At 74.3% G+C, this 14,512-nt stretch carries 13 protein-coding genes; 8 read left to right on the plus strand and 5 right to left on the minus strand.

The features are described from left to right. Positions 1 to 15: 15 nt before the first annotated feature. The 3 genes from MJ876_RS12130 to wrbA form a co-directional block, all read right to left on the minus strand. Entirely contained in the window at positions 16 to 1,119 is a 1,104-nt protein-coding gene (locus MJ876_RS12130) for a hypothetical protein (protein WP_240236541.1), read from the minus strand. Between the two features lies 1 nt (position 1,120). Beyond that, entirely contained in the window at positions 1,121 to 1,648 is a 528-nt protein-coding gene (locus MJ876_RS12135) for a SigE family RNA polymerase sigma factor (RefSeq protein ID WP_240236542.1), read from the minus strand. Between the two features lie 128 nt (positions 1,649 to 1,776). Next, on the minus strand, positions 1,777 to 2,370 hold the full coding sequence (gene wrbA / locus MJ876_RS12140) for an NAD(P)H:quinone oxidoreductase (RefSeq protein ID WP_240236543.1): 594 nt from the start codon (positions 2,368 to 2,370) through the stop codon (positions 1,777 to 1,779). A gap of 94 nt (positions 2,371 to 2,464) precedes the next feature. On the opposite strand from wrbA, the gene gatC reads away from it, so the two are divergent. The 5 genes from gatC to MJ876_RS12165 all read left to right on the plus strand — a co-directional run bounded on the left by gatC (position 2,465) and on the right by MJ876_RS12165 (position 8,356). After that, positions 2,465 to 2,764 (plus strand): Asp-tRNA(Asn)/Glu-tRNA(Gln) amidotransferase subunit GatC, encoded by a 300-nt coding sequence (gene gatC / locus MJ876_RS12145; protein ID WP_240236544.1) that lies wholly within the window; start codon positions 2,465 to 2,467, stop codon positions 2,762 to 2,764. Then, entirely contained in the window at positions 2,761 to 4,257 is a 1,497-nt protein-coding gene (gene gatA, locus MJ876_RS12150; RefSeq protein WP_240236545.1) for an Asp-tRNA(Asn)/Glu-tRNA(Gln) amidotransferase subunit GatA, read from the plus strand. Before gatC ends, gatA begins: the two co-directional genes overlap by 4 nt. Before the next feature lie 333 nt (positions 4,258 to 4,590). Continuing rightward, positions 4,591 to 6,084: an Asp-tRNA(Asn)/Glu-tRNA(Gln) amidotransferase subunit GatB gene (gatB, locus tag MJ876_RS12155; RefSeq protein ID WP_240236546.1), complete on the plus strand. Its 1,494-nt coding sequence runs from the start codon at positions 4,591 to 4,593 to the stop codon at positions 6,082 to 6,084. 1 nt (position 6,085) lies between these two features. Next, on the plus strand, positions 6,086 to 7,237 hold the full coding sequence (locus MJ876_RS12160) for a hypothetical protein (protein ID WP_240236547.1): 1,152 nt from the start codon (positions 6,086 to 6,088) through the stop codon (positions 7,235 to 7,237). 6 nt (positions 7,238 to 7,243) lie between these two features. Further along, positions 7,244 to 8,356, plus strand: a complete 1,113-nt coding sequence (locus MJ876_RS12165; protein ID WP_240236548.1) for a hypothetical protein — start codon at positions 7,244 to 7,246, stop codon at positions 8,354 to 8,356. Between the two features lie 48 nt (positions 8,357 to 8,404). Here MJ876_RS12165 and MJ876_RS12170 read toward each other — a convergent pair whose 3' ends face one another. Continuing rightward, positions 8,405 to 9,352 (minus strand): LysR family transcriptional regulator, encoded by a 948-nt coding sequence (locus MJ876_RS12170; protein ID WP_240236549.1) that lies wholly within the window; start codon positions 9,350 to 9,352, stop codon positions 8,405 to 8,407. A gap of 71 nt (positions 9,353 to 9,423) precedes the next feature. On the opposite strand from MJ876_RS12170, the gene MJ876_RS12175 reads away from it, so the two are divergent. From MJ876_RS12175 to MJ876_RS12185, 3 genes are read left to right on the plus strand one after another with little or no spacing between them, the layout of a single operon-like run. Beyond that, positions 9,424 to 10,539, plus strand: coding sequence for a maleylacetate reductase (locus MJ876_RS12175; RefSeq protein ID WP_240236550.1), 1,116 nt, complete (start codon positions 9,424 to 9,426; stop codon positions 10,537 to 10,539). Continuing rightward, a complete protein-coding gene (locus MJ876_RS12180; RefSeq protein ID WP_240236551.1) occupies positions 10,539 to 11,432 on the plus strand; it encodes a dioxygenase in 894 nt (297 codons plus the stop codon). Before MJ876_RS12175 ends, MJ876_RS12180 begins: the two co-directional genes overlap by 1 nt. Further along, entirely contained in the window at positions 11,429 to 13,207 is a 1,779-nt protein-coding gene (locus tag MJ876_RS12185; RefSeq protein ID WP_240236552.1) for an FAD-dependent monooxygenase, read from the plus strand. Before MJ876_RS12180 ends, MJ876_RS12185 begins: the two co-directional genes overlap by 4 nt. A 121-nt stretch (positions 13,208 to 13,328) precedes the next feature. Here the strand turns inward: MJ876_RS12185 and MJ876_RS12190 are convergent, their stop codons facing one another. Continuing rightward, positions 13,329 to 14,471: a DUF3500 domain-containing protein gene (locus tag MJ876_RS12190; RefSeq protein WP_240236553.1), complete on the minus strand. Its 1,143-nt coding sequence runs from the start codon at positions 14,469 to 14,471 to the stop codon at positions 13,329 to 13,331. Positions 14,472 to 14,512 lie beyond the last annotated feature (41 nt).

Consider the following 14,512-nt stretch of genomic DNA (forward strand, 5'->3'; position numbering starts at 1 on the left):
TCGGACGCTGGAGGGTCAGGACTCGTAGGTCCGACCGCCGAGCTGGACCTGGGGCCGCTTCGTGCCCAGGTCGACGTCCTCGGTGAGGCAGTCGCCCGACGTGCCGTCGCAGACGGTGACCTCGCCCCCGCCCACGACGAACGGCTGGCCGCCCTCGGACCACCCGACGTCGCTGCCCGGCATCTCGAGCCCGGCGCCGGTGTCGAGGTCGACGACGGTGGCGTCCAGGTTCTCGAAGGTCCGTTCGTCGAACCCCGTCTCGGCGACGAACCGGCCGTCGGGCGAGAGAGTCAGGAACCCGTCGCGGCCGTCGGCCGTGTACAGCACCTCGCCGCTCGTCACGTCGACGACGGTCGGCTCCCGGTCGTACTCGACGGTCCGTTCACCGGTCAGCTGTGGGAAGTACCCGGTCCGCTCGCTCTCGGTGACCTCGCCGGTGCGCCAGTCGACCGCGAGGAACGCGGGGTCCTCGCCCGGCCTGCCCCCGACGTACACCGTGTCGCCCTCCAGCGCCACGGGCGGGGGAGACCAGGTGAACCGACCCTCCACCGGTACGCGGGCGACCTCGGTGTCGGTGCCGACGTCGTGGACGACGACCTCGACGCCGCCGCCGGCGGCCTCCGCCCAGGCCAGGTAGGGCTGGTCGGGGTCGACGCCGTGGGCGGTCTCCTCCGTCTCGACCGAGGCCGGGCTGACGGTGCCGTCCGGCCTGATCAGGGTGAAGCGCTGGGGACCACCGCCGTCCGAGGCGCTGTCGTTCCCGTGCCGGACCACGACGCCGACCGAGCTGTAGTACAGCGACTTCACGGCGCGGTCGTCGATCTGGACCACCGTCTCGCCGCCGTCGAGGTACACCTCGTCGCCGACGGCGAAGGTGACGCCGTCGAACGTGGGGCCCGACGGGGCGACGGGGTCGACGGCCCGGTCGTCGCCCCCGCCCGGGAGCAGCAGCGCTCCGGTGAGGACGGCCACGACCGCGACGGAGACGCCCGCCGAGAGCACCGCCGTCCGGCGTCGGCGGAGGTGGCGGCCCCGCTCGAGGACGGCGGAGGTGGGCGGCGGCGGGGCGGTGACGTCGTCGCCGACGTCGTGCAGCAGGCGGGTGAGTGGCTCGGTCATGTCAGACCCCCTTCTCGGACGTGCCGTCGATCGGGTGGAGGAGCGAGTCCCCGAGGACGTCGCGGAGGCGGTCGAGGGCGACGGACGTCTGGGACTTGACCGTCCCCTCGGAGACGCCGAGGGCGCGCGCTCTCTCGGCGACCGACAGGTCGTCGTAGAAGCGGAGCACCACGACCGCCCGCTGTCGGGGCGCCAACCGAGCCAGGGCCGCCAGGAGCACGGGCCGGTCGTCGTTCGTCGCGTCCGGGTGGGCGCGCTCCGGCAAGGTCTCGGTCGGCAGCTCGTTGCGCCACGAGCGGCGGCGGAACCACGAGGTGGCGGTGTTGACGAGGACGGTCCGCGCGTAGCCGCGGGCCGCTGCCGGTTCTCGGACCCTGCCCCACGAGGCGTAGGTCTTCGCCAGCGCGGTCTGGGTCAGGTCCTCGGCCTCGGCGGCGTCGCCCAGGAGCAGGTACGCCGTCCGGTACAGCGACGGCCAGGCGGCGTGGACGAGGTCCGCGAAGTCCTCGTCGGTCGGTGGTCGGGCCATGTCGGTCCCCCTCGGTGGTCGGTCACCCTCCCAGATGCCGCGGGGGTCCGATCCGGTTGGTGCCCGGACACGACGACGCCCCGGACCTGGTCCATCGGGTGGACCGGATCCGGGGCGTCGAGGAAAGGTCAGGCGCCGAGCTTCTGCGAGACCTCGATCGCGCGGGTGACCAGGTGGTCGAGCGCGCCCAGGTCGGTCTCGTCGAGCTCCGCGGACTGGCCCGTGACCTTGCCGACGCCGTACGGGTTGCCGTCGGCGAACTTCACCGGGTCGGTGTAGCCGGGCGGCACGATGATGCCGCCGAAGTGGGTGAAGGTGGTCATCATCGCGAGCAGGGTGGTCTCCTGCCCGCCGTGCAGGGTCTGGCTCGAGGTGAACGCCGAGTAGACCTTGTTCGCCAGCTTGCCCTCGCCCCACAGCGGGCCGAGGGTGTCGATGAAGGACTGCAGCTGGCTGGTCACGCTGCCGTAGCGGGTGCCGGAGCCGAAGATGACGACGTCGGCCCAGTCGAGGTCGTCGGGGGTGGCGACGGGCTCGTCGGCCACCGCGTCGACGTGGGCCTTCCACCCCTCCTGGGACTCCACGGCCTCGCGGGGAGCGGTCTCGCGGACGTGGCGGCGGCGCACCTCGGCGCCCAGACCGCCGGCGGTCTGCTCGAGGCGGCGCGCCATGGCCTCGGCGGTGCCGTAGGAGGAGTAGTAGACGATCGCGACCTTGGTCACTGTGAACCCTTCGATGGGGGACGGATGTCGTGTCATCCAACCGGTGCCCGGGCCGGGATCATCCCGAACCCCGGACACTTCTAGGCTGGCCCCCATGGCCCAGATCAGCGCCGACGAGGTACGACACCTCGCCGACCTCGCCCGGATCGACCTCTCCGACGCCGAGCTGGAGCACCTCGCGCCGCAGCTGTCGGTGATCCTCGACGCGGTCGCCTCCATCTCCGGGGTCGCCGGGGACGACGTCCCGCCGACGTCGCACCCGCTGCCGCTGACCAACGTCTTCCGCGAGGACGTGGTGACCCCCGGGCTCTCCCCGGAGGACGCCCTCGCCGGCGCGCCCGACGCGCAGGAGCAGCGCTTCGCCGTCCCGCGGATCCTGGGGGACGAGCAGTGAGCGACCTGACCCGCCGCACCGCCGCCGAGCTCGCCGACGCCCTCGCCGACGGCTCGACCACGAGCGTCGAGCTCACGCAGGCGCACCTCGACCGCATCGGCGCCGTCGACGGCGCCCTGCACGCCTTCCTCCACGTCGACGCCGAGGGCGCGCTCGCCGCGGCCCGGGCCTCCGACGAGCGCCGCGCCGCCGGGTCCCCGGCGTCCGCGCTGGACGGCGTCCCGATCGCCGTCAAGGACGTGCTGGCCACGAAGGGGCTGCCGACCACCTGCGGCTCGCGGATCCTCGAGGGCTGGGTCCCGCCGTACGACGCCACCGTGGTCGCGCGGCTGCGCGCCGCGGGCCTGCCGATCCTCGGCAAGACCAACATGGACGAGTTCGCGATGGGCTCCTCCACCGAGCACTCGGCGTACGGGCCGACCCACAACCCGTGGGACCACGACCGCATCCCCGGCGGCTCGGGCGGCGGGTCCGCCGCGGCCGTCGCGGCCTTCGAGGCGCCGCTGGCGGTCGGCACCGACACCGGCGGCTCGATCCGTCAGCCGGGCGCCGTGACCGGCACGGTCGGCATCAAGCCGACCTACGGTGCCGTGTCGCGCTACGGCCTGGTCGCGCTGGCGAACTCGCTGGACCAGGTCGGCCCCGTCACGCGGACGGTCCTGGACGCCGCCCTGCTCCAGCAGGTGATCGGCGGGCACGACCCGCTCGACTCGACGAGCACCACCGAGGTCCTGGCCGACCCCGTCGAGGCCGCGCGCGCGGGCGCCACCGGCGACCTGTCCGGTCTGCGCGTGGGCGTCGTGGCGGAGCTCGGCGGCGAGGGCTACCAGGCCGGCGTCCGCCAGCGCTTCGACGAGGGCGTCGAGCTGCTGCGCTCCGCGGGGGCCGAGGTCGTCGAGGTCTCGTGCCCGTCGTTCGTGCACGCACTCGCGGCGTACTACCTGATCCTCCCGGCCGAGGCGTCGTCCAACCTGGCCCGCTTCGACGCGATGCGCTACGGCATCCGCGTGATGCCGGAGCAGGAGTCGCCCAGCGCCGAGGACGTCATGCGCGCGACCCGCGACGCCGGCTTCGGCGACGAGGTGAAGCGCCGCATCATCCTCGGCACCTACGCGCTGTCGAGCGGCTACTACGACGCCTACTACGGGCAGGCGCAGAAGGTCCGCACCCTGATCTCGCGCGACTTCGCGGCCGCCTTCGAGCAGGTCGACGTCCTCGTCAGCCCCACCGCGCCGACCACCGCATTCAAGCTGGGGGAGAAGCTGGACGACCCGTTGGCGATGTACCTCAACGACCTCGCCACCATCCCGGCGAACCTGGCGGGCGTGCCCGGGATATCCGTCCCCGCGGGGCTCGCGCCCGAGGACGGCCTGCCCGTCGGCTTCCAGGTCCTGGCCCCCGCCCTCGCCGACGACCGCTGCTACCGCGTCGGCGCGGCCCTGGAGGCCCTGCTGCAGCAGCAGTGGGGCGGCCCGCAGACCCCGCCCGAGTAAGCCGCCGCGGCCGAGCCTGCGAGGCCGCGACGCGGCGCAGGTCGAGCGAGCGCGCGACCGAGCCTGCGAGGTCGCGGCCGCGGGTCGAGACCCGGTGAGGCGACTGGCGCCTCAGGCGCAGCCCTCCACACGGCCTCGACGGGCTCGACCACCGCTGGTCGAGCTCGTCGCAGCCTGTCGAACGGTGGGTTCGGGCTGACTCGGCGTCGTACGGCGATGAGGTCGGGCCGACTCGGCGTCGTGGGGCGGTGAGTTCGGGCCGACTCGGCGTCGTGGGGCGATGGGTTCGGGCCGACTGGGGGAGCGGGGCCGGGTCTACCTACGATGGGCGCCATGACGGCTGAGCTGGTGGCGTACGACGACGTCCTCGCCGACTTCGACCCCGCGCTGGGCCTCGAGGTCCACGTCGAGCTCGGGACGGCGACGAAGATGTTCTGCGGCTGCCCGACCGGGTTCGGCGCCGCGCCGAACACCCAGGTCTGCCCGACCTGTCTCGGCCTGCCCGGCTCGATGCCGGCGGTGAACCGGGTGGCCGTCGAGTCCGCGATCCGCATCGGCCTCGCGCTGAACTGCCGGATCGCCGAGTGGTGCCGCTTCGCGCGGAAGAACTACTTCTACCCGGACATGCCGAAGAACTTCCAGACCTCGCAGTACGACGAGCCCATCTGCTTCGACGGTTGGATGGACGTCACCCTCGCCGACGGCGAGGTGGTGCGCGTCGAGATCGAGCGCGCCCACATGGAGGAGGACACCGGCAAGTCGACCCACGTCGGCACCACCGGCCGCATCCACGGCGCCGACTACTCGCTGGTCGACTACAACCGCGCCGGGATCCCGCTCATCGAGATCGTCACCAAGCCGATCCTGGGCGCCGGCGCCCGTGCCCCCGAGGTCGCCCGCGCGTACGTCGCGCAGCTGCGCGAGCTGATCGTCGCGCTCGGCGTCTCCGAGGCCCGCATGGACCGCGGCAACCTCCGCGCCGACGTCAACCTGTCCCTCGCGCCCCGCGGCTCGGGGGTGCTCGGGACCCGCACGGAGACCAAGAACGTCAACTCGTTCCGCTCCGTCGAGCGCGCCGTGCGCTACGAGATGCAGCGCCACGCCGCCGTCCTCGCCGGCGGGGGCACCATCACCCAGGAGACCCGCCACTGGCACGAGGACACCGGCATCACGACGTCCGGTCGCGCCAAGTCGGACGCCGAGGACTACCGCTACTTCCCCGAGCCGGACCTGGTCCCGGTCGCGCCGCCCGCGGAGTGGGTCGACGAGCTGCGCGGCACGCTGCCCGAGAACCCGACGGTGAAGCGCGCCCGCCTCCAGGCGGAGTGGGGCTACAGCGACCTCGAGATGCGGGACGTCGTGAACGCCGGCGCCCTGCTGCTGGTCGAGGAGACCGTCGCCGCGGGCGCCTCGCCCGCCGCCGCCCGCAAGTGGTGGGGCTCCGAGCTCGCCCGGCGCGCCAACGACGCCGGCGTCGACCTCGTGGACCTCGGCGTCACCCCCGCGCAGGTCGCCGAGGTGCAGGCGCTCGTCGACGCGGGCACGATCAACGACAAGCTCGCCCGCCAGGTCTTCGACGGCCTGCTCGCCGGCGAGGGCAGCCCGGCCGAGGTCGTGGAGAAGCGCGGCCTCGCCGTGGTGTCGGACGACGGCGCGCTCGGCGCGGCCGTCGACGCCGCCATCGCCGCGAACCCGGACGTCGCCCAGAAGATCCGCGACGGCAAGGTCCAGGCCGCCGGCGCCCTGATCGGTGCGGTCATGAAGGAGATGCGCGGCCAGGCGGACGCCGCCCGTGTGCGCGAGCTGGTCCTCGAGCGCCTGACCTGACGTGACCACCCCGCCCCCCGAGACCGACGGCACCACGTCGGAGGAGCAGGCCGACGCGCCCGCCGGCCCCCCGCGCCCGGACTGGCGCCGCCAGCTGCTGATCCCCGGGATCGTGCTCGGCGCCGTCCTGCTGCTCGTGGTCGTCTCGTTCGCCGTCGCCGGCGGCGACCCGCAGCCCCGCACCCGCGTCGCCACCGAGCCGGAGCCCGCCGTCCGCTCCGACGCGGCGGCCGACTGGATGACCGCCCAGCTCGTCCGCGGCGCGCTGCGCGACGAGGAGCGCGACGAGATCGACCTGGACTCCACCGTCGACCTGGGCCTCGCCTTGATCGAGGCCGGTGGCCACGACACCGAGGTGGCGGAGATCAGCGACGCCATCGAGGTGCAGCGCGTCGCCTACACCATCGCGAGCCGGGAGCGACTCGTCGGCCCCAGCGCCAAGGCACTGCTGCTGCTGCAGCTCACCGACGGCGACTCCGCCGGCCTGCAGGGGACCCTGGAGCAGGTCGCGTCGACCGACCCGGCGTTCCCCGGCCGGCTGCGGACCTCGACGCTCGACGAGATCGGCGACGTCGAGGGGCAGGTGTACGGCGCCCGCGCGCTCGTCGACGCCGGGAGCAACCGGGCGGACGACGTCGTGTCGTTCCTCCTCGACCAGCAGTGCGAGGAGGGCTACTTCCGCGTCGGCTTCTCCCAGCTCGACTCCCCGAACCAGACCTGCGACTCCGACAACGGCGCGCCCGACACGGACGTGACCGCGCTCGCGCTGCTGGTGCTGGGTCCCCTCGCCGGTGAGGTCAGGGGCGTCGAGCGGTCGATGCAGGCCGCCGCGGACTGGCTCGTCACCCAGCAGGACGCCGACGGGCTGTTCGAGGGCGGCTCCCTCGCCGAGGGCGACGGCGAGCGGGCCAACGCCGTCAGCACCGGCCTCGCGGCCCGGGCCCTCGGCGTGTGGGGCGAGTCGGACGCCGCGTCGCGGGCCGCCGCGGCGGTCGCCGGGCTGCAGCTGGCCGGCGGCGTCGACCGGGGCGCCGTCGCGTACGACGCCGTCGACCTCGCCGACGGCGAGGCCTACGGGCTGGGGGTGCCTCCGCCCGGGGACTGGCGGCGTGCCACCGTGCAGGGGATCGCCGCCCTCACCTGGATGGAGTAGCCGGACATGACGTCTCGACCCCGCGCCCCGTTCGTCCGCGCGACCGCCTCCCTGGCCGCCTGCGTGGTGGCCTCCGGCCTGCTGCTGACCGGGTGCGGGTCCGGCTCCGACGCCGGCGACGGCTCGTCCTCGTCGTCGCCCTCGGCGTCGTCGTCCTCGGGCGCCCCGTCGGCCACCCCGCAGGCCACCGCGGCGGGGGACTGGCTGGGCGACCAGCTCGTCGACGGCGTCATCCGCAACCGGCAGTACGGCACGGAGGACCTGGGTCTCAGCATCGACGTCGGCATGGCGCTCGACCAGATCGGCGGCTACGACCGCGAGGTCGCGACCGTCACCGACGCCGTCCGCACCGACCAGGCGGCGTACACGACGCTCGGCGACGACGTGTACGCCGGCGCCACGGCCAAGGCGCTGATGTTCCTCGAGATGCAGGGCGCCGACGCCGGGCCCCTCCTGCAGCAGCTCGAGGACCTCGTGGTCGACCAGGGCCCCTCGGTCGGCCGGCTGAGCGACGACGCCGACGAGGACTACTCGAACGTCGCCGGCCAGGCGTACGGCGCCCGCGCGCTGCACGACGGCGGCAGCGAGGACGCCCAGGCCGTCACCGAGTTCCTCCTCCAGCAGCAGTGCGACGACGGCTGGTTCCGCGCCGCCTTCGCCAGTCCGCGCGCCAGCGACGAGACCTGCGACGGCGACGACAACTCCTCCCCGGACAACGACACCACCGCCATCGTGCTGCTCGTGCTCGGCCCGGTCGCCGACGAGCTCGGGCAGGACGTCGACGGCCTGTCCGACGCCCTCGACGACGCCGCGGCGTGGCTGAGGTCCGCGCAGGACGCCGACGGCGGCGTCGCCGGCGAGGAGGGCCCGGACGCGAACGCGAACTCGACCGGTCTCGCCGGCTGGGCCCTCGGCCTCCACGGCGACACCGACGCGGCCGGCGCCGCGGCCGGCGCCGTCGAGCAGCTGCAGGCGGGCGACGGCCCCGAAGCCGGCGCCATCGCCTACGACCAGGCCTCGGTCGGCGTCCTCGACGCCCGCATCCCCACCGCGCAGGAGGACCAGGTCCGCCGCGCGACCGCCCAGGCGGCCCCGGCGCTGCTCTGGCTGTCGTCGTAGCCGCGGCGGTCCGGCACGGCGGTGGGAGGCAGCCCCGCCCACCGCCGCTCAGCCCGGCGGACGCGCGTGCTCCGGCGTGAGTCGGTCGGGCTCCGGGGTGGCCAGGGCGGAGCGGAGGAACCGCGTCAGCACGGGGGAGGGCCGCTCGCCGCGGCGCCAGACCGCGACCGCCTCGACCGGGGCGACGGGCGTCGCCAGCGACACGGCGCGCACACCCGGCGTCGGGACGGCGGCCACCGACGACGGCACGATCGCGAGACCCGCGCCGGAGGCGACGAGCCGCACCGCGGTCTCCGTGGACGACAGGTGCCGCCTGGTCGGCGGGGCGCCGCCGACCGCGTCCCAGGCGTCACCGAGCCGGGTGGCCAGCCCGGGGAAGCCGTCGTGGTGCAGGGGGGCGAGCCACGGCAGACCGGAGTCGCGGAGGCCGGGCAGCGAGGCCGGCTCGGCGAGGGCGGACGACGCGGGGACGACCGCGACGAGCGGTTCGCGTCGGATCATCGCCACCTCGAGCTCGCGCGCGTGGAGTCGCTCGAGCTCGGCCGCCCGGGCGCAGAACAGGACGGCGACGTCACAGGCGCCGGTGCGCACCCGGTCGAGGGCGTCTGGCTCGGCCAGGTCGAGCAGGTCGACGTCGACCTCGGGCGCGGCGCGGTCGTACGACGACAGCAGGGCTGGCAGCAGGTCTGCGGCGACCCCCGGCCCGACCCCGACCCCCAGTCGCCCCTGGAGCCCGGAGCCGAGGGCCCGCACGCTGGCCGCGGCGTCGTCCAGGTCGCGCAGCAGGACGGCGGCCCGGGCGACGAGGTGCTCCCCGGCCGCGGTGGGCTCGACCCCACGTCCGTGCCGCTCCAGCAGGGGGACGCCGAGCTCCGCCTCCAGCTGGGCGATCGCGGCGGACAGCGGCGGCTGCGTCATGTGGAGGCGGGCGGCGGCGCGGGTGACGCTGCGTTCGTGGACGACCGCGGTGAGGTAGCGCAGCTGGCGCAGATCCATCCACGGAAAGTATCAGTGGCCATCCCGATACATATTGGACGTATGTCAGGACGGCGGGCAGGCTGTGTGACGTGGGCAACAGCGAGCGTGAGCACGCACGACTCGGGTTCGAGCGCGACACCCTCACCCAGCGGGTGGTCTTCGCGCCCGGCGCCGCGGCGGCGCGGGTGGCCGAGGAGCTGCCGCGGCTCGGCAGCCGCGTCCTGCTCGTCGCCGCGACGGCCGAGGCGGCGCTGGCCGACCGGCTGACGGCCGAGCTCCACGGCGACGTCGAGGTGGTCGGCCGCTTCGACGGCGTCCGGCCCCACGTGCCGGTCGAGGTCGCGGAGGAGGTCCGCACCCTCGCCACCGAGGTCGGCGCGGACGTCGTCCTGTCGATCGGCGGCGGCTCGACCACCGGCACGGCGAAGGCCGTGGCGCTCACCGGGCGGCTGCCCGTGCTCGCCGTCCCCACGACGTACGCCGGCTCGGAGGTGACCGCGGTCTGGGGCCTGACCGAGGCCGGCCGCAAGACCACGGGCGTCGACCCCGTCGTCCTGCCCCGCACCGTCGTGTACGACGCCGACCTCACGGCCACCATGCCCGTCGCCCTGTCCGTCACCAGCGGCCTGAACGCGCTCGCCCACGCCGTCGACGCGTTCTGGGCGCCCCGGGTCGACCCGGTCGACGCGGCGCTCGCCACCGAGGCGATCCGTGCCCTCGCCGCCGGCCTGCGCGCCGTCGTCGCGGACCCGGACGGCGCCGCCGACGCGGGGGCCCGCGACCGCTGCCTCTACGGGGCCTACCTCTCCGCCGTCGCGTTCGCCTCCGCGGGCTCCGGGCTGCACCACAAGATCTGCCACGTCCTCGGCGGCGCCCACGACCTGCCGCACGCCGACACCCACGCCGTCGTGCTGCCGCACGTCCTGGCCTTCAACGCCCCCGCCGCGCCCGAGGCCGCACGACGGGTGGCCGCGGCGCTCGACGCGCCCGAGGCCGTCGCCGGCCTCGTCGACCTGCGCCACGAGCTCGGCGCCCCGACCGCCCTGCGCGACCTCGGGATGGCGGAGTCCGACATCCCCGCCGACGCCGAGGCCGTCGTCGAGGCCACCCCGCCGTCCAACCCCCGCCCGGTGTCGTACGACGACGCCGTCCGCCTGCTCACCGACGCCTGGAACGGCACCGACCCCCGAGGAGAGATCGGCTGATGACCGCCCCCGACGCCAGCGAGGCTCACGCAGAGCGCGAGCAGGCCGTCACCGACAAGGTGCTCGGGTCCTTCGCGGACACCCCCGACGCCCGGCACCGCGAGCTGTTCGAGGCGCTGGTGCGGCACGCCCACGCCTTCGTTCGCGAGACCCGCCTGACCGAGGCCGAGTGGGAGGCCGCGATCGGCTTCCTGACCCGCTGCGGCCACATCACCGACGACCGGCGCCAGGAGTTCATCCTGCTCTCCGACGTCCTCGGGCTGTCGATGCAGACCATCACGGTCAACGAGCCCGACGAGCCCCGCGCCACGGAGCAGACCGTGTTCGGGCCGTTCTTCGCCGAGGGCGCCCCCGAGATCGAGGTCGGCGGCGACGCCGCCCAGGGCGCCGCCGGCCAGCCCTGCTGGGTCTCCGGCACCGTCACCGACGTCGACGGCACCCCCGTCGCGGGCGCCGAGATCGACGTCTGGGAGGCCGACGACGACGGCATGTACGACGTCCAGCACGGCGATGGTCGCGTCACCGGCCGCGCCCGGCTGCGCAGCGCGGACGACGGCCGCTACTCCTTCTGGTGCGTGACGCCGACGCCGTACCCCATCCCGCACGACGGGCCCGTCGGCGACCTGCTCACCGCCGCCGGCCGCAGCCCGATGCGCGCCAGCCACCTGCACTTCATGGTCACCGCCCCCGGGATGCACCGGCTGGTGACCCACATCTTCGTGCGCGGCGACGACCACCAGGACTCCGACGCCGTCTTCGGCGTCAAGGACTCCCTCGTCGTCGACTTCGTCGAGCACCCCGCCGGCGAGACCGCGCCCGACGGCTCCACCCCCGACGTGGCCTGGTCGCAGGCCGACTTCGACATCGTCCTGGCCCCCGAGGAGACCGCATGACCACCCAGCAGACCGAGGAGCGGGCCGACCAGGCCGTCCTCACCACCGACGTCCTCGTCATCGGCAGCGGGCCGGCCGGCGCGTCGGCGGCGCTGTTCCTCGCGACGTACGGCGTCGACGTCCTCGTCATCACGAAGTACCGCTGGACGGCGAACACCCCGCGGGCCCACATCACCAACCAGCGGACCGTCGAGATCATGCGCGACCTCGGCATCGAGGACGAGGTCCTCGCCGAGGCCACGCCCCACGACCTCATGGGCGACACCGTCTTCTGCAGCAGCCTGGCGGGGGAGGAGATCGGCAGGATCCGGACCTGGGGCACCCACCCCGAGCGCGAGGCCGACTACCGCCTCGCGTCGCCGTCCATGAACTGCGACCTGCCGCAGACGATCTTCGAGCCGATCCTCGTCGGGCACGCGGCGTCGCGGGGAGCCCGGGTCCGCTTCGACACCGAGTACCTCTCGCTCACCCAGGACGACGACGGCGTCACCGTCCGCGTCCGGGACCGGCTGTCGGGCCACTCCTACGACATCCGCGCGAAGTACGTCGTGGCGGCCGACGGCGGGCGGAGCAAGGTCGTCGCCGACCTCGGCCTGCCCATGGCGGGCGAGATGGACGTCGCCGGCTCGATGAACATCGTCTTCCACGCCGACCTCTCGGCGTACGTCGCGCACCGTCCGAGCGTCCTGTACTGGGTGCTGCAGCCCGGCGCGACGATCGGCGGCATCGGGCTCGGCCTGATCCGGATGGTCCGTCCGTGGAACGAGTGGCTCATCACCTGGGGCTACGACATCGACGAGCCGCCGCCGGACCTCACCGACGAGATGGCCACCGAGATCGTCCACAACCTCGTCGGCGACGACACGGTGCCGGTGACGATCCGCTCGCTGTCGCTGTGGGGCAACAACAAGATGTACGCCGAGCGCTACCGCGAGGGCCGCGTGTTCGCCGTCGGCGACGCCGTCCACCGCCACCCGCCGTCCAACGGGCTGGGCTCGAACACCTCGATCGGCGACTCGTACAACCTGGCCTGGAAGCTCGCCCACGTGCTGCGGGGCGAGGCCGGGCCGGGGCTGCTCGACAGCTTCGACGCCGAGCGGGCGCCGGTCGGCGAGCAGATCGTGCTGCGCGCGAACAAGTCGATCGAGGAGTTCGGCGCGCTGCTCGAGGCGCTCGAGGTCACGGGCACCGACGACGTCGAGGCGATGCAGGCCGGGATCGCCGGGCGCGCCGACGACAGCGTGGAGGGCGCCGAGAAGCGGAGGGCGATCCGGAAGGCGCTCGAGCTGAAGGACTACGAGTTCAACGCCCACGGCGTCGAGCTCGGTCAGCGTTACGCCTCGTCGGCCGTGGTGGCCGACGGCACCGAGGAGCCGCCGTACACGCGCGACCCGGAGCTGTACTACCACCCGACCACCTGGCCCGGCGCCCGCCTGCCGCACTGCTGGCTCGGGCGGGACGGCGTCCGGGTCAGCACGCACGACGTCGCCGGCCACGGCCGCTTCACGCTGCTGACCGGCATCACCGGCCGGGCGTGGTCGGACGCCGCCGCGCGGGTCGCCGAGCGCCTCGGCGTGGACGTCCGTGCGGTGGTCGTCGGGCCCGGCGCCGACGTCACGGACCTCTACGAGGACTGGTCGCGACTGCGGGAGGTCGACGAGGACGGCTGCGTGCTCGTGCGCCCCGACAACCACGTCGCCTGGCGCTCCCGCGAGCTCACCGACGACCCCGCCGCCACCCTCGAGGACGTCCTGCGGCAGCTGCTCGACCGCTGACGCCGACCCGCACCCGAAGCGGCCTCAACCCCCGCTGGTCGAGCCTGTCGAGACCCTCACGGTCGGCGAGGTCTCGACGAGCTCGACCGGCGCTGGCTGAGGTGGTCGGGCGGTGCGCGGCTCAGTGCCGGTGCCGCGCGCGGTGCTCCGCGAGGACGTCGGCGCCGAAGTCGGCGTCGGGGTCGCGCCAGACGGAGTGGGCGTGGTTGGCGCCGCGCTGGGTGTTGTCCCACTCGATCAGCAGGCGCGGCCCCTGGAGCCGGTAGTAGTGCGGCGCGCCCGCCTCGAGCGAGCCGGCCCAGGCGATGTGGACGGCGTCCAGCGCCGCCTCGTCGTCGTACGCCGGCATGGGGGAGACGCCCTCCGGCACCCGGTCGAAGTACGTCGACAACAGCCGGCGCAGCAGGTGGCGCTGCGGCGGGTCGAGCTCGCGGCCGGCCACGCCGCGCGGCTCCAGGGAGTACGCGACGGCCTCGTGGTCGTCGTCGGTGTAGTCGGCGGCGGTGTCGATCGCGTCGCTCAGCTTCTGGAGCTTCTCCTGCTCGACCTCGTCGGGGAACCTCTCGTCGCGCCAGATGCCGGCGAGGGGGATGACCCGGTCGCCCTCCGAGACCACCGTGCGGTTGGCGGTCACGAAGTCGGACGGCGCCTTGGCGAGCAGGATCGCCCGCCCCTGCTGCTCGACGGTCAGTGAGGCCACGAGCTCCCGGGCGAGGTCCTCGACCCGCGCCAGCGGCCGGTTCACGCCACCGCCGAGCAGCGGGGACGACGCGGGGTCGGCGCCCATGAAGCAGGGCGTGGTCGACACCAGCTCGCCGTCCACGACGAGGTTGTTCAGCGACACGTGGTGGCCGCCGAAGCGCCATCCCCAGGCGCCGGTGGGACCGGGCTCGCCGAACACCCGCAGGTAGTACAGGCCCGGGTCGCGGCCGCGCTCCCGGTCGAACCTCGTGACGAAGCCCTCGACCTGGTCGAGGACGTTCTCCAGCCCCATCGTCGTGGCGACGGTGACGTAGCCGGCGTCGCTCAGGCCGGTCGCGACCAGCCGCATCACGCTGCGCTGCTGCGTCGGGCTCTGCCGGTGCAGCTCGAGGCCGCCGTGGTCGGTGGGGGTGTAGAACCAGCGGCGGCGCTCGCCGTCCGACTCGTCGTCGGCGGGGACCGCGCCGGTGCCGTCGCGACGCTGCTCGTCGTCGAGCGAGTCGAGCCAGGTGGTCGCGGCCTCGGCCATGGCGGTTGCACAGTCACGTCGGGCGGAGCTCATGTGTCGCAAAGTAATACAGCGCGCAACCACCACCGCCGCCG

The sequence above is a fragment of the Nocardioides sp. CFH 31398 genome (genome assembly GCF_022436705.1).
Lineage (GTDB): Bacteria > Actinomycetota > Actinomycetes > Propionibacteriales > Nocardioidaceae > Nocardioides.

Coding starts and splice junctions, on each gene's coding strand:
- MJ876_RS12130 (WP_240236541.1), bottom strand. CDS start 1,119: ATGACCGAGCCACTCACCCGCCTGCTGCACGACGTCGGCGACGACGTC.
- MJ876_RS12135 (WP_240236542.1), bottom strand. CDS start 1,648: ATGGCCCGACCACCGACCGACGAGGACTTCGCGGACCTCGTCCACGCC.
- gatC (WP_240236544.1), top strand. CDS start 2,465: ATGGCCCAGATCAGCGCCGACGAGGTACGACACCTCGCCGACCTCGCC.
- gatB (WP_240236546.1), top strand. CDS start 4,591: ATGACGGCTGAGCTGGTGGCGTACGACGACGTCCTCGCCGACTTCGAC.
- MJ876_RS12165 (WP_240236548.1), top strand. CDS start 7,244: ATGACGTCTCGACCCCGCGCCCCGTTCGTCCGCGCGACCGCCTCCCTG.
- MJ876_RS12170 (WP_240236549.1), bottom strand. CDS start 9,352: ATGGATCTGCGCCAGCTGCGCTACCTCACCGCGGTCGTCCACGAACGC.
- MJ876_RS12180 (WP_240236551.1), top strand. CDS start 10,539: ATGACCGCCCCCGACGCCAGCGAGGCTCACGCAGAGCGCGAGCAGGCC.
- MJ876_RS12185 (WP_240236552.1), top strand. CDS start 11,429: ATGACCACCCAGCAGACCGAGGAGCGGGCCGACCAGGCCGTCCTCACC.
- MJ876_RS12190 (WP_240236553.1), bottom strand. CDS start 14,471: ATGAGCTCCGCCCGACGTGACTGTGCAACCGCCATGGCCGAGGCCGCG.